Source organism: Bacillus sp. CDB3 (genome assembly GCF_002081505.1).
In the GTDB taxonomy this organism is placed as follows: domain Bacteria; phylum Bacillota; class Bacilli; order Bacillales; family Bacillaceae_G; genus Bacillus_A; species Bacillus_A cereus_AT.
Window position 1 is genome coordinate 40,124 of sequence record NZ_ALBR01000026.1, and the last position, 19,156, is coordinate 59,279.

The following is a 19,156-nucleotide window of genomic DNA, read 5'->3' on the forward strand; positions in this document are numbered from 1 at the left end:
AAAAACATATGTGCAAATTAAAAGAGTGAATATTCTTTCTTTTTGTGGTAAAATCGAAGTACTGTTTAATTAAAAAGGGGACATCGTTATGAAATTAGAAACGGAAAGATTACATATTATCCCGTGTACGGAAGAATGGGTTCAAATTGCGAAGAATCAAGGATACAATAGCGGCCCGCATATTTCAGGGCATGTAGAAAGTGTAAAACAAGACGAAGCTTTATTACCTTGGGGCGCGTGGTATGTCATTCGGAAAGAAGATAAAATCGTACTAGGGGATATAGGATTTAAAGGGAAACCAAACGAGGAACATACGGTAGAAATTGGTTACGGATTTATTGAGAAATATTGGAATAAAGGGTATGCAACAGAAGCTGTTAGTGAATTAATGAAGTGGGCTTTTCAAACAGGAGAAGTGGAAACGATTATAGCTGAAACACTCTTTGAAAACTATAGCTCCATTCGTGTATTAGAGAAATTACATATGAAAAGAGTGAATAGTACTGAAACGATGATAAATTGGAAGATTGAAAAATAAAAAATACCGCTCGAAGTAAATCGGGCGGTATTTTTATTAATTATGGTAGCATTTGTTTTTGATCTTTCGGATAGCCGGCTGTCGATACGTTAGAACGATTGGAATGATTACGGACAGCAATGAAAAGTGAAATAATAACGACTAGACCAACTGCAACGTAAGAAAGTGAAATAATAGTTGGATCTACTTTAAAAGTAGTAAGCAGTGTACGTATATTTGTAAAGATTATAAGGCCACCAACTAGTACGCCAAGTAAATGTGCTGGAACGATGCGAACTAACCATGCGGCGATTGGTGCAGCGACAATACCACCGAGCATGAGAGCAAATACCCAAACCCAGCTTACTTGTTCCCAACCAAGTGAGATGAAGAAGCCAATTGTTGCAGCGAGTGAAACAGGAAATTCACTCGTATCTACAGATCCAATAACCTTTCTAGCTTCATTTCCTCTTGCCAGAAGAACAGGTGTCGTAATCGGTCCCCAGCCACCGCCGCCAGTTGAATCGACGAATCCAGCGAATAAGCCAAGTGGAATAAGTTGTTTTGTAGACATACGTTTATTTGAAGAAACAATTTGTTTTTGAATGATGAATCGTAATAAAATATAAACTCCTAAAGTAAATAAGAATACGGAAATATACGGTTTAATAACATCGCCAGGTAAATTACTTAAAAAACATGCTCCGACAAATGCGCCAATTGCTCCTGGTAATGTAAGCCTGGAAACTGTATATTTATCAACATTTCCAAATCGTATATGAGATGCACCGGAAGCCGCAGTTGTAACGACTTCAGCTAGATGAACAGATGCAGATGCAACGGCTGGTGCGATACCAAACATTAATAATAATGAGGAAGACGTAACCCCATACGCCATTCCGAGTGCTCCATCAATCAATTGAGCGAAAAATCCAATAATAGCAAAGACAATTAATTTCTGCATAAATAATCCCCCTGTAATAATAAATGAAAAAGGCACTTTTCCCGTATGAGAAAAGTGCCTTTGGTTTTTCCAATCGGCAATAATTAAATTTGTTTTATTATAATACATATTAATCGTATAAATCAACTAGGTTTTAAAGTTTTTTGAATTGAATGAAAGAAAAAGAAAATATACAATAAAAGGATGGAGAGAAAGGGGAGAAAGAATATGTTAGCATTTGATCATCTCGTTCACGCAGTACATGGCACACCGGAGGAAGCGGCAAAACAAATGCAGGCACTAGGTTTTCATACTGCATTAGGTGGTGAGCATATGACTTGGGGTACTTGGAATAGTGTATGTTATTTTTGATTTATCATATATAGAATTTTTAGCAGTTCAGCATGAAGAAAAAGCGAAAGAAGCAGAAAATCCATTAGTACAAGAAACAGTGGTGAAATTACAAAATGGAGAAGGGATGCTGCAAATCGCAATTCGAACAAATGAAATTGAAAAACTAGCAGTTAACTTAAGCAAACATGGCTTACAAATGATTGGGCCATTTGAAGGGAAACGGATGAGAAAAGATGGCCGGCTTTTAGAATGGAAAATGTTATTTGTAAAGCAAGAAGAAAGCGGACCGAAATTACCTTTCTTTATACAGTGGAATGAAACGGATGAAGAAAGAAGAAACGATTTACGTAAAACAGGAACGATCACTGAACATAAAAATAAAGTACAACAAATTGAAACGATTCATTATGCGGTGAAAAATGTTAGAGAAACAGTTCGGAAATGGAAAGAAGTAATGGGACTAACTGCAAACTCAGTCGTGAAAAATGAAGAATGGAATGCTGATTGTCAAAGTGTATCGTTTGGGGACATTCATGTGCAGTTTTGTGAACCAATTGGGGAAGGTCTAGTTCAAGATCGTCTGAAGAACCAGGGCGAATATCCATTTGCTGTGGAGTTTAAAGAGGAAAATAAACGAGAGCATGAAGTGTTGGGTAGTTTGTACGTATATTGATAGAGGTGAACGTTGTGGAAGAAATGTTAAGAGAGATAGAGAGAAAATTAGGATGGCCTCGTATTGCAAAGTGTACAGCTATCTCAAAAGGTTTTTCACATGAAGAGAAATATAAAATAGAATTAGAGAACAGAGTAACGTATTTTGTAAAAGTATGTGATGCTGTTCATTTTGAACGAAAACAAGAAGAATATATGTATATGAAACAATTAGAGTCATTACATATTCCAACACCTAAGTTAATTCATTTCATAAAACTTGAACAAATAAATAAATGTGTTCAAGTATTTGAATGGACCCAAGGTGTAAATGGTGAAGAAGGTTTAGGGAAGCTATCGGTGGAAGAACAGTATAATGCAGGAAGAAAAGCAGGAGAAGTGTTAAAGAGGATTCACTCAATTGAAAGAGAAAGTGCAAGTAATAAATGGGAAACAACTAGATGGAACAAATACGAAAGATATATAGAGGTGTTAGCTGGTTATGAGGTGAACTTTCTGGATTTGAAGTCCGTATTAACCTTTGTAGAAAATCATAAGAATTTATTAAAAAATCGTCCCATCACATTTTTACACGATGACTTCCATCCAGCAAATAGTATGATTCATAATAAGGAGTTTATCGTTATCGATTTTGGTGGATATGATTTTGGCGATCCAATACACGATTTTTATAATGTAGCGATTTTTACTACAAGAATAAGCAAACCATTTGCGGTTGGACAAGTTCATGGTTATTGCGGAGGTGGACCATCGCTTCATTTTTGGCAACTGTATTCATTATATGCAGCAATGACATTTCCAGCGGATATTGTATGGGCAAACCGAAGTACGCCACATTTAGTAGATGATATGAAAGAGAGATTAAACCGAATTATAGAAGATCATAATCATTTTTCATCCTATATTCCAAAATGGTATCAATCACAATATGAGGATATAATAAACAATAAGTAATGGAGGGATTTATGTGGATAAAATAGCGATAATTTCAGATATACATGGTAATATTCCGGCGTTAGAATCTGTACTGCAAGATATTAAATTAAGAGGAATCGAACGCATTATTTGTCTTGGAGATCTAGTCGGAAAAGGTCCTCATTCTAGCGAAGTAATTGAAATCATTCGTAAAGAATGTGAAGGAGTTGTGATGGGGAACTGGGATGATTTCATTACAAAACCGACTGAATTTGAAGCGTTAAAATGGCATCAAAAACAATTATCAGAAGAACAAAATGAGTATTTAAGAAGCTTACCATTTTCAATCGAATTTTTTATGAGCGGAAAACTCATTCGAATGTTCCATGCATCGCCAAGAAGTTTATATGAAAGAATTCAACCACACGCTTCAAGAGAAGAACGTGTTAGTATGTTCGAAAACAGTGATCTGACGGAAAATATAGAAGGGGAAAGAAAACCAGATGTCGTTTGCTACGGTGATGTTCACCAAGCGTTCGTTCAAAATTTTAGAGGCAAAACGTTATGTAATGCTGGTAGCGTAGGAAATCCACTTGAAATTACACAAGCTTCCTATTTAATTTTTGAAGGAACATACAATGAAAAAGAAGCAGCGAGCTTTTCCATTCAACTCGTACGAGTACCGTATGATATTGAATTAGCTATCAGATTAGCAGAAGAACTCGAAATGCCAGAAATTGAAGAATACAAACAAGAATTACGGACTGCTTTATATCGAGGGTTTAAGGGGAAGTAAGGATTATGTAAAGCAATAAAAATAAATCAACGTTTTGACAAATAATATCGACTTACCTATAAATAGTGACCAAACAAATTTACTATAATTGTATTATGTGAACTGGATTAGGGAGGGAATATAATGAGTCGCCAAAAACGAATGAAAGAAATCGCTGATCATATTTTAACGTTAAATTTAACGCATCCAATAAGAGTTGGAGTAAGCGGTATTACAGCTTCAGGAAAAACAACATTTGCAAACGAACTAGCGGAAGAAATAAAAAAACGAGGATTACCAGTAACACGCGCCAGCATTGACGATTTTCATAATCCAAGAGTGATTCGCTATACACAAGGCAAAGAATCAGCAAGAGGGTATTACGAAGATGCACATGATTATACAGCTTTTAAAGAAAGGTTATTAAAGCCTTTAGGACCTAACGGGAATTTACAGTATGAAATGGTTTCTCATAACTTAATAACGGATATGCGTGTACATAATGAGCCGCTAGTGGCGCCGCCAAATATGGTGCTAATAGTAGATGGAACATTTCTATTGAAAAAAGACGTTGAGCATTTATTTGATTACAAAATCTTTGTAGATACAGATTTTGAGATTGCGAAAAAACGTGGTGCAAAGCGAGAGACTAAGGCTTTTGGAAGTTATGAAGAAGCAGAGAAAATGTTTATAAACAGATATCATGCGGCTTGTAAGATGTATATAGATGAGCATAATCCGAAAGAATGTGCGAATGTTATATTTCAGAATAGTAATTTTGATGATTCGGTAGTTGTATTTAAAGGAATTTAAAATCGTTTATATAGCAAAAAGTTGGTGAAAGGGGATGTGTTGGGTGGATAAAAAAGATAATCCGAACGATTGGCCTGTATGGGCGAATGAGTTAGTAGAGATAGTTAATGCAAATCCTGGTTGGCAAGATAAAGGCCGATATGAAGAACAGCAACTTGATGAACTGCTTACTCCTCTCGGTATAAGCAAAGTAATACATATAGGCAGTACATCCATACCTGGTTTACCTGCAAAACCTATCATTGATCTAATGGCTGAAACAGAATCATTTGATAGAGTGCTCGATATTTCAGCAAAATTGGCTATATATGATTGGCATTATGTAGGCCCGGAATTAGATGAAAGACCTTGGAGAAGGTTCTTTGTGAAAGTTAAGAATAATAGGCGTGTAGCTCATCTGCATTTGATGGTTAAAGGAACTGAACGATGGGAGCAACAACTTTTATTTCGTAACCGCTTACGAGAAAATCCACAATTAGTTTATGATTATTCAAATTTAAAGCAAGAGTTGGCTAGAAGGTTTAACCAAGATAGAGAAGCATACACAAAAGCTAAAACAGAATTTATTAAACAAGTTCTAAAATGATTCGAATTTTGATTGTAACTACGTTTGAATACAAATGAAAAAAATACTTTATTTTATAACTTAAACTTACACGAAATGCATGTAAACAAAGTGAGAAGCTTTGGTGTTCCAATGTATTTCCTTTTATTTCTCGGGAGAAATTTTATATAATTGAATCAAGTTCATAGAAAGATAGGGACTAAAACTATATTAAAAGTCAACTTGATTTTATGAGGAAAATTACAGGGGATAAGGCGAAAATAAGTTAAAAAACGTAAAAAGGGGACAGGAAATATAATGACAGAAGTACTAGAACTAAAAGAAGAATTACAACAAATTCAAAATAATAATTATGCTGTGCCAGAAGACGTAGACGCATATCCATATGCACAGTGGATGTTAGATTATATCGGATCACCTGATGCTGAATTACGTGATGATTTGATTTATAGTACGCTTCACACATGGATTACAAATGATGTATTTAGACAAAAAGAATTACGAGGATTAATGTTACAAGCAATTAGTCCTGATTATTTATTTTATAAAATTGGTGAAAAGGGCACAGATTCTGTTTTTAAACGTGCGTTCTCTGTTTTAATTCCACCACTTATTTTATCTGTTCATGAAAGAGAACCATTGTTATCTGAAGAACAACTGTACAGTGTAGCAGAACAAGTTCTGGAATATGTCTATTTAGAAGAAGATGTAAGAGGTTACGTAGAAGGAAAAGGTTGGGCACACTCAACTGCACATGCGGCAGATGCGCTAGATGCTTTAGCACGTACAATACAAAATCGTGAGTTTTCATATGCAATACTAGCTGCTGTTCGTCAAAAAGTTCGTATGAATGACTACGTATACATACACTTTGAGGATGAGAGATTAGTAACGCCAATTATGTCGTTACGTAATCAAAATCTTTTAACTGAAGAAGAGTGGAGCAACTGGCTACATAGTATAGCAATTGTTGAAGACATCCGACATCCTCAGCATGCTATTTTAGTACAAAATATTAGAGCTTTCTTAAGAAGTTTATATTTTACAGCTTTAGAGAATGAGTGTGCTACTGCCTTTACAGATGATATATTGGAGACTTTGAAGGATTTGCGTAGGTATTAAAAAAGGTTTTCGAATTAGAATATATGATTCAAAACTCAATGCAATAATAAATGAACATACATTTTGTTATGCACAAAGTACATAAAACAACCATCTTCCAACCATACTAATAAAATGCTTTGGAGGTGAGTTTTATGGATAAAAAAGACTTTCAAAAAGTTTATAATGAATACTTACATCAAGAGGAAGAACAAGCTCAATTTGAAGTAGCTCAGGAAGGCGATTCAGGAGTAGAACAAATAGTTGCAGTTCGTAAAAATGATGAAGGTGATTTAATTGCTTTTAAAACATGTAGCGGAAGAGAGTTAGATTATATTACTGCTCTTGATGAAGCGAAATCAGGGAAGTTAGCTCATGTGGACGTATTTCATAAGTATGGTAGGGATATTATACGTAGTGAACCGGATGGTATAAAGGAAAATAACTTAGATAATTTACCGTCTTTTTAAACGGGTAAACCTCAAGAAGAGAATGTTCATTTGGATATTCTCTTCTTTTCTTTGCTAAGCTTTCCCTACAAATAGAAGGTTTATTTCTAAAGTGTAATCATACTTATAAAGAGTTCCCTAAATTTCTCTTTGTCTTCTGCTGTAAATGGTTTTGGTCCCTTTGTACGCTTACCGCTTTTTCGAACCATTGCACTTAAATACCGTGTTTGTAATAGTTGGTCAATGTTTTCATTCGTATACTTATAGCCTTTATGATGAAGGACGATACAGCCTTTTGCTAAAGCGAGCGAAGCAAGACCGTAATCTTGCGTTACGATTAAATCTTCTTTTTTTGCTAACTGCATAATCCGGTAATCCGCAGCATCTGCTCCGGAATCAACATAAATTGTTTCCACACCTGCTGGCTGCTTAGCATTAGAATAATGAGAAAAGCTAGTAACGAGGGTAACAGGGATTTCAGCATTCGTAGCTTCAAAAATAATCACATCTTTTACAGGACAAGCATCTGCATCAACATAAATTTTCATTTTTATCACTCCTATAAAGTGAAACTTTAATCAGTGGGGGGTTCATCCCCACTGATTATTAGTTGAACCAATCGGGCGTTTATGGGCAGTTGATCCCTCACCTAACTTCTTTGCTTTTGCTGAATTTTGAGGTAGGGGTCTTATTGCCCGTTAATGCGGGATAAATAGGTTCGAGTTGATAATAATGGTAGATTTGACTTTTGTCAAACGAGGAAGCTCTATCTAAAGCTATTTTTCACAAACTAAAATAGCCTCACGCAAACGAGAAATCCCTTCCTCAATTTGATCAATATTCACCTTTCCATAAGATAAACGAATATAACCATCTTTCGCGCCAAAAATACTGCCGGGCATAAAGGCGATTTCTTGTTTTAAGCTTTGCATAATAAGTTGTTTTTCGTTTATCGGTTCTTTTAATTTTCCCCATATGTATATACCACCAGTAGGATTGGAAAAAGAGATTTTGTCGCGAAGTTGCTCGTTTAAAGCACGGACGATGATGTCTCTTTTTTCTGCTAGTTGTTTTCGCAGCGGTACGATATGCGACTGAAATGGTACGGTTTCAAAAAATTGCTGCATAAGCCACTGCGGGAATATACTCATTCCTAATTCCATTTGATGCCGTGCATCGGACAATCGTTCGACTACAGACTGCGGAGCGACAAGCCAGCCAACTCGTAACCCTGGGGCGATCATTTTTGATAAAGAATGTACATAAATGACTGTTCCGTTTTCATCAATCGATTTTAAAGTAGGGCAAGGTTGTTTATTTTCTAGCGTAAGTAAACTGGATGGATCATCTTCAACGATCGCAATTCGTAAGTCAGCACAAAGTGATAACAGTTTTTTTCTACGATTTGGATGCAGCATCGTTCCCGTAGGATTTTGGAAATTTGGATTTAAAAAGATCATTTTAATACGGTGCTTTCTATATAACTCTTGTACATCGTCTGGATTAATACCGTGTTCATCAACAGGTAATGGGAAAATACGAATACCCGCTGATTGGAATAACGGTAATGAATAACAGTGCGATGGACTTTCGAAAGCGACTGCATCACCTGGATTTAATAAACATTGTACGATAAGATGAAGTGCTTGTTGGGCGCCAGATGTAATCATAATCGATTGTTCGGTCGCTTCAACTTTTAAATATTCCTTCATATATGTTACGACCGCTCGTCTTAGCGGGAGGTACCCTTGCGGATGATCGTAACTTAATGACTGCGTTAACGGTTGTTCTCGTAAAATCGTTTGAAGTTGATCGTGAGGATAGAGGTTACAACCGAGCTCTCCGTTTGCGAAGTCAATGATGTTTTCATTTTGTTGTACTTCTGCCCGAATATGACGAAGTAACGGTAAGTTTGGTAAAAAAGTACCACCTTCTACGAAACCTCTCCAGTTGGGTGTTAATGTCGGAGAAACGCCCCACATATGTGTACTAACACGTGTACCTTTACCAGTCGTACTTTCTACAATTCCCATTGCGCGAAGTTCATTATAAGCAGTTGTTACCGTACTTCGGTTTACATTTAACTGCGTAGCTAATTTTCGTTCTGAAGGGAGGAAGCTACCTGGGGGAAGCTCTCCGTATGTAATACGTCTTTCAATAAAGTCAACAACTTGCTGGTAAATTGGGATTTTACTGTCGTTATCTAGCTTCCATTCCATACAAACGCCTCCGCAAATCTTATATGTATCAAGTATAACAAATTGGCTGGGTAAAAAAACAGCCAATTGGACGGTGTTATATCCAGCCAATTTTACTATGCTAAATAGGGAAGGGGAGATTCGGATGAAACGATGGCAAATGGAGTGGCTCCTAGTATCAGTTGCTTTAGTATGGGGAGCAAATTATACAATTGGAAAGTATGGTGTGGCATTTATGTCATCCATTCAATTTAATAGTTTACGATTTTTAGTAGCATCACCGGTATTATTACTTATTACATTTTTAATGGAACGCTCATTACGTATTGAAAGAAAAGATTGGTTACGATTAGTAGCAGTCGGTATCGTTGGTACGACAATGTATCAAACGATGTTTATGCTATCTGTGAAATATACTTCAGCAACGAACGCCTCATTATTAATTGCGATGTCACCTATTTTTACAGGAATATTAGCAGTATTACACAAACAAGAACGTTTTTCGATGAAAGTACAAATTGGCTCAATAGTAGCATTTATTGGTGCAGCATTCGTTTTATTAACAGGGCATACGGGAGGAGCTACATACGAGTATGCGTGGCTCGGAAATGTAATTGGATTAGTCGCAGCAATTGCGTGGGGATGGTATCCAATTTTAGCGCAACCACTTATTACAAAATACTCCGCAATGAGAGTTACATCATGGTCTACTTTAATTGGAATTGTACCGCTTGTTGTATATTGTTTATTCAACGTAAATACGTTAACGTGGCCAGTAGATATGCCAAGCTGGGGATCACTAGCATATTCAATCGTCTTTGCGACAATCTTCGGACTTGCCATGTGGTATGTCGGTATTAGTAAAATAGGATCAACGAAAGTGATGGTTTATATGTATCTTGTACCATTATTCGCAGTTATCTTTGCAGCTGTAACAATTGGAGAGCAAATTAATATGATGCAACTCGTTGGTGGACTTATTATCTTCATCGGTTTATATGTTGTAAAAAAGGGCGGAATCAAAAAGCCAGCTCTCAATTTGAAAAAAGTAAGTTAGTAGTAAAAATGATCTCTTTCATATAGAAGGAGATCATTTTTTATTTCGTAATAAAAGCGCTTGTTCAACGGCCCATTTTTGATGATCGTGAATGAGAAGCTTTACAGCATGTAATGGAGACATCCACCGTAAAACATGATCCTCCTCACAGTTTTCAGTTTGTTTTTGCACCATGTTCGCAATATAAAAGAACCCATCATTTAAATAATGTGTATCTTCCTTTTCTGCATAAAAATATCGTGCTGCATTACCGAAATATTGATCAATTTCAATTGCCCATCCTAATTCCTCGAGCAATTCACGATGTAAACATTCTTCTTTGGTTTCTTGACCTTCCATACCGCCACCAGGTAAAAAGAAGCGCTCTCCTTTTTGGATAATAACTATGTTTGAAGCAGATGAATTAAAAATAACTGCATAGCAACTAGGCCGTAATACATAATGAACGGTAGGTTTTTTCGAGCCGAATGTTAGTTTTGAAATCATAAAACACGACCTTTCTCTATAAAATACATAAAAGGAATATTAAGGTAAATGTAGAATTATATAAGTATAATCTTATTAGATTGGAGTGGTACGAAAATGATAAACCGAAAGTGTTCCCGATGTAAAGAAATAACAGGTACATTGCATGGTGGTAAAAAAATTAAGGAAGAATTTTTATGCGAAGATTGTCTACAAAAAGGAATTGCGAGTGGCGAAATCGAATTATCACAAGTGGAGAAAGAACAAACTTCGTATCTTTCTATAAAAATATTAAAAATAATGAGTGTTATTTATTTAATAGTATCTATTATAACTGCTTTTTCTGCTGGAGCACTTATACAGGATCCAGGGCTTGGTGGAATATCATTTTCAATAACAGGTGCAGTTGGTGTTATGGTAATTGGATCGATATTCCAGTCTGTGCTTGTATTTTCAGGTATTTGGGTATTCATTCTGTTAGTCGAAACGGTTATTAAAATTTATGAGAAAATGAAGTGAGTGAGAGGGAGAAATACATGCGAGTAAGAAACATTCAAGGGGAAGATTATGTAAAGATTCAATCGGTTTTAAATGATTGGTGGGGCGGGAGAGACATGGTTAGTATGTTGCCAAAATTGTTTTTCGTGCACTTTCAAGATACGAGTTTTATCATTGAAGAAGAGGGAGAAACGTTAGGTTTCTTATGCGGATTTTTTTCACAAACTTATAAAGATGAAGCATATGTTCATTTTATCGGTGTAAATCCGAAGTTTAGAAGAAGAGGAATCGCGTCGACATTGTATTCTTATTTCTTTGATGTCGCTCGTGCAAGCAACCGTAAAGTTGTAAAAGCAATCACGTCACCAGTTAATAAAAAATCGATACAATTTCATCAAGAAATCGGCTTTCAAATTGAAGCTGGAGATGATGAAATAGAAGGTGTATCCGTACATACAAATTATGATGGTAATGGCGGGAGTAGAGTTTTATTTTTAAAAAATGTATAAAGTAGGCTAACGTGAAGTTAGCCTTTTTGTTGTGAGGAGGCAAGGATATGGAGAGTTCTCAAAGTAGAAATGAGTACATAAGACGCATATATAAAGTTCAAGATTATATAGAATCAAACATAAATGATTCACTTTCAATTGAAGAATTAGCCAATGTAGCAGGATTTTCAAAGTTTCATTTTCATAGAATTTTTAAAGGGATAGTAGATGAGCCTTTATCTCAGTATGTAAACCGATTGAAACTAGAAAGGGCAACTCACCTTATTACATATCGTCCGGATATGACGATTACAGACATTGCGTATCACTTCGGGTTCACAGATTCAGCAGTTTTCTCCCGAACATTTAAAAGTTATTATGGAGTAAGTCCATCTCAATATCGAAGCCACAATAGCAAGAATTGCAAAGACGTAAGTGAACCTTCTCAATACAATGAATGTAAGAAGGTTCGAGGAAATGTTGAAATTGTAACAGCGGACGATATAAACGTCGCATACATAAGACATATAGGTACATATAAAGAGTTAGCTATAGCTTTTCCAAAAATGATAGAGAAACTATTTCATTACGCAATTGAGCAAAACTATCATGTATTTGAGGATACGAAAGTATTAACCATTTACCACGATCATCATGAATTTACTGAGGACTATCGTTTAAGAACAAGTTTATGTATAACAATTCCGGATGGGTCCGCAGTAGGAACGAGCGATATCGGAATAATGGTAATACCTTCAGGCAAGTATACGGTAGGTCATTTTGAAATACACCAAGATGAATATAGAGGAGCATGGGATTCCTTATACGGTGAATGGCTGCCAAATAGCGGATATAAACCGAGAGATTCATATCCTTTTGAAGTGTATAAAAATGACCCAAGGCAGCACCCGGAAAATAAACATATAGTTGATATATATGTACCAATCGAACCTTTTTAATCATTGATTAAGGGGGAAGAATAATGAAAACTGCTGAAAAGTTAGATTGTATGATAAAAGAAGAATACAAAAATATAAATGGTATGTTAGTAATGCAGAAAGGTAATGTTGTTTTTGAAAACTATTATAATGGTTACGGTCCAGGTGATGCATTTCATGTAGCGTCAGTCACAAAAACGATAATCTCTGCGTTAGTTGGGATATGTGTAGATAAAGGGTATATAAAAAACGTTGATCAAAAAGTAATGGACTTCTTTCCTGAATATAATATTAAAACATCTGAAATAACAGTACGACACCTTCTTACAATGACAGCGCCATATCCTTATGTGGACTGGCAGGAACCGTTAGAAGAACTATGTACACAAGAGGATTGGGTGCAGTATACGCTAAATAGAATCGGACAAGGCGGAGAAATCGGATCTTTTAAATATTCATCTGCAGGGGCTCATCTACTATCAGCAATTATTGCGAGTGCAACAGGGAAAAGTGCACGTGAATTTGCGAACGAACACTTATTTCAGCTTATTGGTATGAGAGAAATTCCAAACTACAATATGAAAGCATTTGGATTCGATGACTTATTCGGAAAAGATGTGAAAGGGTGGATTCATGATCCAAATGGTATTTCAACTGGCGGTTGGGGACTTACGTTAACAGTTAGAGATATGGCTAAGTTTGGACAGATGTATTTGAATGAAGGTATTCATAATGAAAAGCAAATTCTTTCAAAGTCATGGATAAAAAAATCAACGGCAATGAATCCGAATCAATATGGTTACTTATGGTGGCTACGAGAAGAAGACGGGGTCTATTCATACTGTGCAATGGGCGATGGCGGGAATGTGATTTGTTGTGTACCAGAGATGAAATTATTGGTGGTCATAGCGTCCGGAATTATACCAGAAGCGGGGGATAGATGGAATTTAATTGAAGGCTGCATACTTCCTTATTTAAAAGTTTAAAATGTGTATTTTTATGAAAATGAGAATAAAAGGTTTAGTTAAACTTGTTTTGTTCTCCATTATAGAAATACGTATTGTGAGAACAAAGTTGTGCAACTAAGATGATAAAACTTCAACACCTATACGATTATTGAATAGGTGTTGAAGTACTTATGAGTTAATTAAGGTACATTCAACTGCAAGCTGAAACACCTTTTTCTGTTAGTGTAAATTAACCGTCTACTCCCATATTTAAAAATTGAACAAGTTGATCATTTAAATAACTTGTACTATAAGAAAAGTCATTTTGATACCATTCAATAATGATGCCAATAATCGCATTTGCTTGGTAGGAACAATAAAGTGAATGGTTCACTCCTTCTTTAAGCAAAGCCTCTTTATCTTGAAGTAACAAATGCTTTATTTCCTCAAAAAATAAATAATAGTACATTAAAGGAACCTTTTTGGAAAAAACAATTCTGTAGAATGATTTGTATTTTTCGATATGATGAAAAATCCGAATTGTAGAAGGATCTAGTTTACTAGTTTTCAATACTGATACGTAGCGATAAGGTTCTTGATAAGAACGTGACAAATCTGCTGTAATTTCTTTAAAATACTCCTCAAATAAATCTTCTACTTGTTTATAATGCAAGTAAAATGTACCACGATTTATTTTTGCCTTTCTGCAAATTTCTGAGATGGAGATGACTTCTAAAGTTTTTTCGTTTAATAATTCTAACAATGCGTTATGTAACGCCTCTTTTGTTTTCACAATACGCATATCTGTACGCATCATTTTTTTCACCTCTTATTGAACACATTTCTTACGATGTGTTAATTATTGAACATTTATCACTTTTTTGCTCATTGTAAGCGCTCTTTTATATTATTATAATTTTTATTGAACAACTGTGCAATAAAAGATAAAGGGGGCCGTTTCAGATGAGATTAAAAGGTAAAGTAGCAATTGTCACTGGTGCTGCGTCAGGCATGGGGAAAGCAATTGCAGAAGGTTATGCAAAAGAAGGAGCAAAAGTCGTTGTATCAGACTTAAACTTAGAAGGGGCTCAACATGTAGTGCAAGGAATTAAAGCTACAGGTGCAGAGGCCATTGCTGTTCAAACAAACGTTACCTCTGATGAAGATATTCAACGTCTTTTCGATGAAACAAAACAAGCTTACGGGAAATTAGATATTCTTGTTAATAATGCAGGTATCATGGATGGAATGGAGCCTGTTGGTGAAATTTCAGACGAACGCTGGGAGAAGGTTTTTTCTGTGAATACAGTATCTGTAATGAAAACAATGCGTATTGCAGTGAATCTATTCTTGGAACAAGGACACGGTACAATCGTCAATAATATTTCTGCAGGTGGATTATACGGTGCACGTGCTGGTGCTGTTTACACAGCATCTAAACATGCAGTCGTTGGCCTAACAAAAAACACGGCCTTTATGTATGCGAACAACAACATCCGTTGTAACGGTATTGCTCCTGGAGCAGTCATAACAAACATTGCTTCTACAATGACGAATGTGAGCGAATTTGGTGCAAGCCGCCAAGCATTAGGTATGGCAATTAATCCACGTGCTGGACAACCAGAAGAAGTTGCACAACTGGCTATCTTCTTAGGCTCAGACGAAGCTAGTTTCGTAAATGGACAAGTGATTTCTGTAGACGGCGGCTGGACTTCATATTAATTTTAATTCAAGTATATAAAAGTAAATAAGTTTTGAAAAAAGCAATGCTCCTGTCAATTTGGCAGGAGCATTGTCCGTATAAATAAGCATATTCATAGATTGGATGACTTTACGCTATAGAGGTTTGTTATTAATTGAATGTAAATTATGTTTAGGTAATGTGAAATTTTCCATTACCTAATTTTATGGCGTGTTTTTCTAAGTATAATGAAAATACTAAATGTCTGTGTGCATATGTAAACACCAATTCAAACATTATTAGTTAATTTCCTCAATTTAATTTCCCCTGATGAATTAGGTCCACTCAGTAGTTGCATAGTAAAAAGAAAAGTTTATTCAAGTCTAATAAAAATCAATAAAAACGGAGGGAATATGAAGCTACTATTAAAAGAAATAGCGGTGAACAAAAAATATTTATTATGTTATTTATTGGATTTGTTTTTCAATATTTTGCGTTGTTAAAAGAACATACTGTACTTGATAATGTAGTACTACCGCTAACGTATAGAAAATTAAAACATCGCGAAAGAGAAGAAAAGTCGAAATTATATTTAGAAAAAGTATGTTTAAAAGAACAAATGTATAAAACGTCGGACGAGCTATCAGGTGGGCAGCAGCAACGAGTCGCAATTGCGAGGGCGTTAGTAGGCGAACCAGAATTAATTTTGGCCGATGAGCCAACAGGGAATTTAGATAGGAAAACAGGAGCAGAAATTATGAATTTACTATTACAACAAAATGAAGAAGGAAGAACAATTATTATCGTAACGCATGATATTGAAGTGGCGAATAAGTGTAATAGAATTATTGAGTTAGTTGATGGGGAAATTGTGCGGAGTTGAAAAATTAATGAGCAAAAATAGAGCTAAGATACAAGTGAAAAACAATTGTTTTTACTTAAGAATCCGTTTTGATTAATTTTTCAAGGATGTGTAGTGTTTGCAAAGATGTAAAAAAGCCTATTCGTATTTTAGACGAACAGGCAGAGATATAATGTGCACCTTTATTGTTCAATGATTATTAATAAGACCAAGTGACTCCTGAATATATTCCATCAGCTTCACCATAGTATGTTTTAGCTGGAGAATAACCAGTAATGTAACTGTTAGATAATAAGCCTCCCCATCCACTGTACTTCTGTAGATAGCCTGATGTTTTGTTATAACGTGGTGAGAATTGTACATACCCTTGATAACCAGGTTTTAGGTTTAGTGTATAACTGCTTGTATCAGAAAGTGCTCTACTCCAAGAGAAACTCGCGCCTGCTTTGACTGCTATTTTTGCATCGGAATTTAAAGAGAGTGAATAACTCTCTGTAACTGTAGTAGAATAAGTTTTCGTAATACCGCAACTTAAACCATTTCTAGGGCAACGGAAATCTGCTGATAATTTTCTAGAACTTCCTGTAACTTTACTATTGCTCGATTGCTTGTAAATATAGTATGTGTAATACCCTTCATATTGAGGCCCATCTTTATCAACAGGAGGAAGAGTAATTTCAGGATTCTCGGCTTCAGGAATGACTTCTGTTTTAGATTCATCTAAGTAAGCCCAAAATTCTGAACTTGTTAAAGGTCTTAGTCCACCATCTTCAGTTGTAGTCATTGGGTTTATGTAAGTGAGACTGGAAGAGGGGTCATAATATTTGACAGGTTCTGGCCCTTGTTCAGTTTGAGGTGTCAGCTCCTCAATTTGTGTAGGGATGGGAACTGTTTCTGCATAAGTAGGGCCAAGAGTAATTGCCGATACGGATGTGGTAATCAATACAGACAGCAGGACTCGTTTAGCTTTTTTCATCTAGTTTCCTCCTAATTCAATGATTGGAATACTAGATAATAATAACTATTTACTTAATATTTGTAAATATCTGAAAAATATTTTTTTTCGACATCTACTGTTCCTTTTTTATCAGATTTTATATAATAAAATATTCTAGATTTTTTATCGACAGGTACGATTGAACGATTCATATTTTCGGTTACAACTACTTCTTTCGTTGAATTATCATTTATTTTCCCAACGATTATCTGATATTTCTTTTTATCTTGTGTTTCTATTGTTCCTTCTAAAAAGGGGGATGAATTTCCGTTGTTTTCAATGTTCATATATTGTTGACCTCTATACCACATATAATTTTTATTTTTTGTATTAATAGTACCAACTCCTAAAGCATCGTTTTCGACATAAAATATGAATACATTATTGTCAATTTTTGTTTGAGATATGATTGCATTATTCGTCACACCTTCTTGCTGTAATCCTCCTTTAATGGCTTCTTGTATACTGCTATAAGTAGGTAGTTTGTTTTGAACGGTCTGGTTACAACCAAAAAGTAACATTGATGTGAAAAAAAGCACAAAAAATCGCTTTTTCATCTCGTATACACTCCTTCATTTATTAAAGATTTTAATTGTATTTGCGCTTTTACTTAAATATCCTCTAATTTTCTAAAGTTTATATATTAATTGTTTTGAGAATGCTCGATATTTTTTATGAAACGTAATTTCGTTCAGAATGCAGCAGATTTATATAAAAATGGGTTTAAAATGAACTTTTAGTTGATTATAAATTCAATCAACAAATTTTGTATAATATTTAATTACAAATAATTATATTCGAATTAAAAGCAAGTATTTCAGCTGAGAGAGAACAAGTACTTTTAGATAAGTGGTATAAAATAAGAAGAGTTTAAATAACAATAAAATGAAAAAAGTACTCTGTTTATTGTTTAAACAGAGTACTAATATTAATCTACCACTCAATCGGTTCTTCCCCGTACATCTCCCATAGCTTAGGAAACATCTTTTTTAAACCTTCTTCATCGTCTTCATTCCAGTCAAATTCAAAATCTACATCGTCGAATTCTTCATTAGATAAGACATGGTAAAGTGTAAAGTAAGTATCATCTTCGTCACCAGTTTTTTCTGCATATACAGTGAAACCGAAATATAAAGAAAGTTCTTCTATTTCTGGAACTTCATACTCACTCAAATTTTCTAACACAGAAATTAACCGTTCTGGATCTTCAATACAAGCTTCGTATGTCTCTTTTCCTTGATATAATAACCATCCGCGGAAGTAATCAAAACAATCATCCGAACACCCACCTAAAATAATATAGGCTGCTGCCCATAAGCGAGATGTATAGGAAGCTTTTAATATATGATGCATATGCGTATCAAAAGCAACAATTTCATGTACTGTACGTTTAGCAAGGTGAGAAATAAGCCATTCTATTTGTTCTTCTTGGTCTTCACCTTTCGTTTTTGCACGTTTAAGTAGTTCCCAAAATTCTTCTTCTGTTATCGTCTTTTCTTTTATGTAATCTTCCCCTAGAATAGGGTCTATGTATCCCTTTTTACGTTTGGAAGCAACTAGTTTGTTAGCTTCTTTCATACATTCTTCTGCTGTTTCAAACTCTTTTGCTTTCACACTACCGGCTGTGCCAATTTTTCCGTAAAACACAACATAGTCCTTTTCTTTCACAACGATTTTCCAAAACTTATTTGATTTCTCAGTTTGCTGGATTAATAACGTTTCCATTCGTACCCCCATCATGCTTTTCTAGTGTGCACTGTGATTGTAACATATGTATAAATACCTGTAATGACAAAAAGGTGAGTGTAGTTTTTGGAAAGTTCGAAAATCATTGAACGAAATAGAAAAATTTAGTAATCTTATTTATACAGCACATACATAATCGTTTTGTAATAATTCGATATTTAATATATTAGGGGGC

The 19,156-nt window shown here is 35.1% G+C and carries 21 protein-coding genes and 2 pseudogenes; 15 read left to right on the top strand and 8 right to left on the bottom strand.

Annotated features, from left to right (window positions below; all coding sequences use genetic code 11):
- Nucleotides 1-88: 88 nt before the first annotated feature.
- Nucleotides 89-538, top strand: a complete 450-nt coding sequence (locus CDB3_RS08955; protein ID WP_128854186.1) for a GNAT family N-acetyltransferase — start codon at nucleotides 89-91, stop codon at nucleotides 536-538.
- Nucleotides 539-578: 40 nt separating this feature from the next.
- Here CDB3_RS08955 and CDB3_RS08960 read toward each other — a convergent pair whose 3' ends face one another.
- Nucleotides 579-1,589, bottom strand: coding sequence for a sulfite exporter TauE/SafE family protein (locus CDB3_RS08960; RefSeq protein WP_128854187.1), 1,011 nt, complete (start codon nucleotides 1,587-1,589; stop codon nucleotides 579-581).
- A 99-nt stretch (nucleotides 1,590-1,688) separates the two neighbouring features.
- Between CDB3_RS08960 and CDB3_RS08965 the strand changes: the two are divergent.
- From CDB3_RS08965 to CDB3_RS08995, 7 genes and pseudogenes are all read left to right on the top strand, one after another.
- Nucleotides 1,689-2,487 (top strand): annotated as a pseudogene (locus tag CDB3_RS08965) (VOC family protein).
- Nucleotides 2,488-2,501: 14 nt separating this feature from the next.
- Nucleotides 2,502-3,440: an aminoglycoside phosphotransferase family protein gene (locus CDB3_RS08970; protein ID WP_128854188.1), complete on the top strand. Its 939-nt coding sequence runs from the start codon at nucleotides 2,502-2,504 to the stop codon at nucleotides 3,438-3,440.
- A 13-nt stretch (nucleotides 3,441-3,453) separates the two neighbouring features.
- On the top strand, nucleotides 3,454-4,197 hold the full coding sequence (locus tag CDB3_RS08975; protein WP_128854189.1) for a metallophosphoesterase family protein: 744 nt from the start codon (nucleotides 3,454-3,456) through the stop codon (nucleotides 4,195-4,197).
- Nucleotides 4,198-4,320: 123 nt separating this feature from the next.
- Nucleotides 4,321-4,989 (top strand): nucleoside/nucleotide kinase family protein, encoded by a 669-nt coding sequence (locus tag CDB3_RS08980; protein WP_128854190.1) that lies wholly within the window; start codon nucleotides 4,321-4,323, stop codon nucleotides 4,987-4,989.
- 43 nt (nucleotides 4,990-5,032) lie between these two features.
- The gene (locus CDB3_RS08985) at nucleotides 5,033-5,575 is read left to right on the top strand and encodes a GrpB family protein (RefSeq protein ID WP_128854191.1); all 543 of its coding nucleotides are present in this window, start codon (nucleotides 5,033-5,035) and stop codon (nucleotides 5,573-5,575) included.
- A gap of 276 nt (nucleotides 5,576-5,851) precedes the next feature.
- Complete coding sequence (locus CDB3_RS08990) at nucleotides 5,852-6,676, top strand: DUF2785 domain-containing protein (RefSeq protein WP_128854192.1); 825 nt, start codon at nucleotides 5,852-5,854, stop codon at nucleotides 6,674-6,676.
- Between the two features lie 134 nt (nucleotides 6,677-6,810).
- Nucleotides 6,811-7,125 carry a DUF3892 domain-containing protein gene (locus tag CDB3_RS08995; protein ID WP_128854193.1) on the top strand — a complete coding sequence of 105 codons (315 nt, stop codon included), beginning with the start codon at nucleotides 6,811-6,813 and terminating at the stop codon, nucleotides 7,123-7,125.
- A gap of 86 nt (nucleotides 7,126-7,211) precedes the next feature.
- On the opposite strand, the gene CDB3_RS09000 is transcribed toward CDB3_RS08995, so the two are convergent.
- Both CDB3_RS09000 and pdxR read right to left on the bottom strand, forming a co-directional pair.
- A complete protein-coding gene (locus CDB3_RS09000) occupies nucleotides 7,212-7,652 on the bottom strand; it encodes a YaiI/YqxD family protein (RefSeq protein WP_128854194.1) in 441 nt (146 codons plus the stop codon).
- A 228-nt stretch (nucleotides 7,653-7,880) separates the two neighbouring features.
- Entirely contained in the window at nucleotides 7,881-9,323 is a 1,443-nt protein-coding gene (pdxR, locus tag CDB3_RS09005) for a MocR-like pyridoxine biosynthesis transcription factor PdxR (RefSeq protein WP_128854195.1), read from the bottom strand.
- 124 nt (nucleotides 9,324-9,447) lie between these two features.
- Here pdxR and CDB3_RS09010 point away from each other — a divergent pair, with 124 nt between their 5' ends.
- A complete protein-coding gene (locus CDB3_RS09010) occupies nucleotides 9,448-10,359 on the top strand; it encodes a DMT family transporter (protein ID WP_097830213.1) in 912 nt (303 codons plus the stop codon).
- A 33-nt stretch (nucleotides 10,360-10,392) separates the two neighbouring features.
- Here CDB3_RS09010 and CDB3_RS09015 read toward each other — a convergent pair whose 3' ends face one another.
- Nucleotides 10,393-10,845: an NUDIX hydrolase gene (locus tag CDB3_RS09015; protein WP_128854196.1), complete on the bottom strand. Its 453-nt coding sequence runs from the start codon at nucleotides 10,843-10,845 to the stop codon at nucleotides 10,393-10,395.
- 96 nt (nucleotides 10,846-10,941) lie between these two features.
- Here CDB3_RS09015 and CDB3_RS09020 point away from each other — a divergent pair, with 96 nt between their 5' ends.
- The 4 genes from CDB3_RS09020 to CDB3_RS09035 are packed head-to-tail and all read left to right on the top strand — an operon-like array spanning nucleotide 10,942 to nucleotide 13,734.
- Nucleotides 10,942-11,343: a DUF3980 domain-containing protein gene (locus CDB3_RS09020; protein ID WP_097830211.1), complete on the top strand. Its 402-nt coding sequence runs from the start codon at nucleotides 10,942-10,944 to the stop codon at nucleotides 11,341-11,343.
- Between the two features lie 17 nt (nucleotides 11,344-11,360).
- Nucleotides 11,361-11,831 carry a GNAT family N-acetyltransferase gene (locus tag CDB3_RS09025; RefSeq protein ID WP_128854197.1) on the top strand — a complete coding sequence of 157 codons (471 nt, stop codon included), beginning with the start codon at nucleotides 11,361-11,363 and terminating at the stop codon, nucleotides 11,829-11,831.
- 47 nt (nucleotides 11,832-11,878) lie between these two features.
- Nucleotides 11,879-12,769: an AraC family transcriptional regulator gene (locus CDB3_RS09030; protein ID WP_128854198.1), complete on the top strand. Its 891-nt coding sequence runs from the start codon at nucleotides 11,879-11,881 to the stop codon at nucleotides 12,767-12,769.
- 23 nt (nucleotides 12,770-12,792) lie between these two features.
- Nucleotides 12,793-13,734 carry a serine hydrolase domain-containing protein gene (locus CDB3_RS09035; RefSeq protein ID WP_128854199.1) on the top strand — a complete coding sequence of 314 codons (942 nt, stop codon included), beginning with the start codon at nucleotides 12,793-12,795 and terminating at the stop codon, nucleotides 13,732-13,734.
- A gap of 211 nt (nucleotides 13,735-13,945) precedes the next feature.
- On the opposite strand, the gene CDB3_RS09040 is transcribed toward CDB3_RS09035, so the two are convergent.
- Nucleotides 13,946-14,512, bottom strand: a complete 567-nt coding sequence (locus CDB3_RS09040; RefSeq protein ID WP_128854200.1) for a TetR/AcrR family transcriptional regulator — start codon at nucleotides 14,510-14,512, stop codon at nucleotides 13,946-13,948.
- Between the two features lie 146 nt (nucleotides 14,513-14,658).
- Between CDB3_RS09040 and CDB3_RS09045 the strand changes: the two genes are divergently transcribed.
- Together CDB3_RS09045 and CDB3_RS09050 are read left to right on the top strand one after the other, a co-directional pair.
- Nucleotides 14,659-15,417 (top strand): SDR family oxidoreductase, encoded by a 759-nt coding sequence (locus tag CDB3_RS09045; protein ID WP_128854201.1) that lies wholly within the window; start codon nucleotides 14,659-14,661, stop codon nucleotides 15,415-15,417.
- A 428-nt stretch (nucleotides 15,418-15,845) separates the two neighbouring features.
- Nucleotides 15,846-16,259, top strand: a pseudogene (locus CDB3_RS09050) (ABC transporter ATP-binding protein); the annotation flags it as partial.
- Between the two features lie 178 nt (nucleotides 16,260-16,437).
- Here the strand turns inward: CDB3_RS09050 and CDB3_RS09055 are convergent.
- The 3 genes from CDB3_RS09055 to CDB3_RS09065 all read right to left on the bottom strand — a co-directional run bounded on the left by CDB3_RS09055 (nucleotide 16,438) and on the right by CDB3_RS09065 (nucleotide 18,960).
- Nucleotides 16,438-17,214: a DUF6060 domain-containing protein gene (locus CDB3_RS09055; protein ID WP_128854202.1), complete on the bottom strand. Its 777-nt coding sequence runs from the start codon at nucleotides 17,212-17,214 to the stop codon at nucleotides 16,438-16,440.
- A 53-nt stretch (nucleotides 17,215-17,267) separates the two neighbouring features.
- Nucleotides 17,268-17,792, bottom strand: a complete 525-nt coding sequence (locus tag CDB3_RS09060; RefSeq protein ID WP_128854203.1) for a hypothetical protein — start codon at nucleotides 17,790-17,792, stop codon at nucleotides 17,268-17,270.
- Between the two features lie 376 nt (nucleotides 17,793-18,168).
- On the bottom strand, nucleotides 18,169-18,960 hold the full coding sequence (locus CDB3_RS09065; protein ID WP_128854204.1) for a DUF4240 domain-containing protein: 792 nt from the start codon (nucleotides 18,958-18,960) through the stop codon (nucleotides 18,169-18,171).
- Between the last annotated feature and the right edge of the window lie 196 nt (nucleotides 18,961-19,156).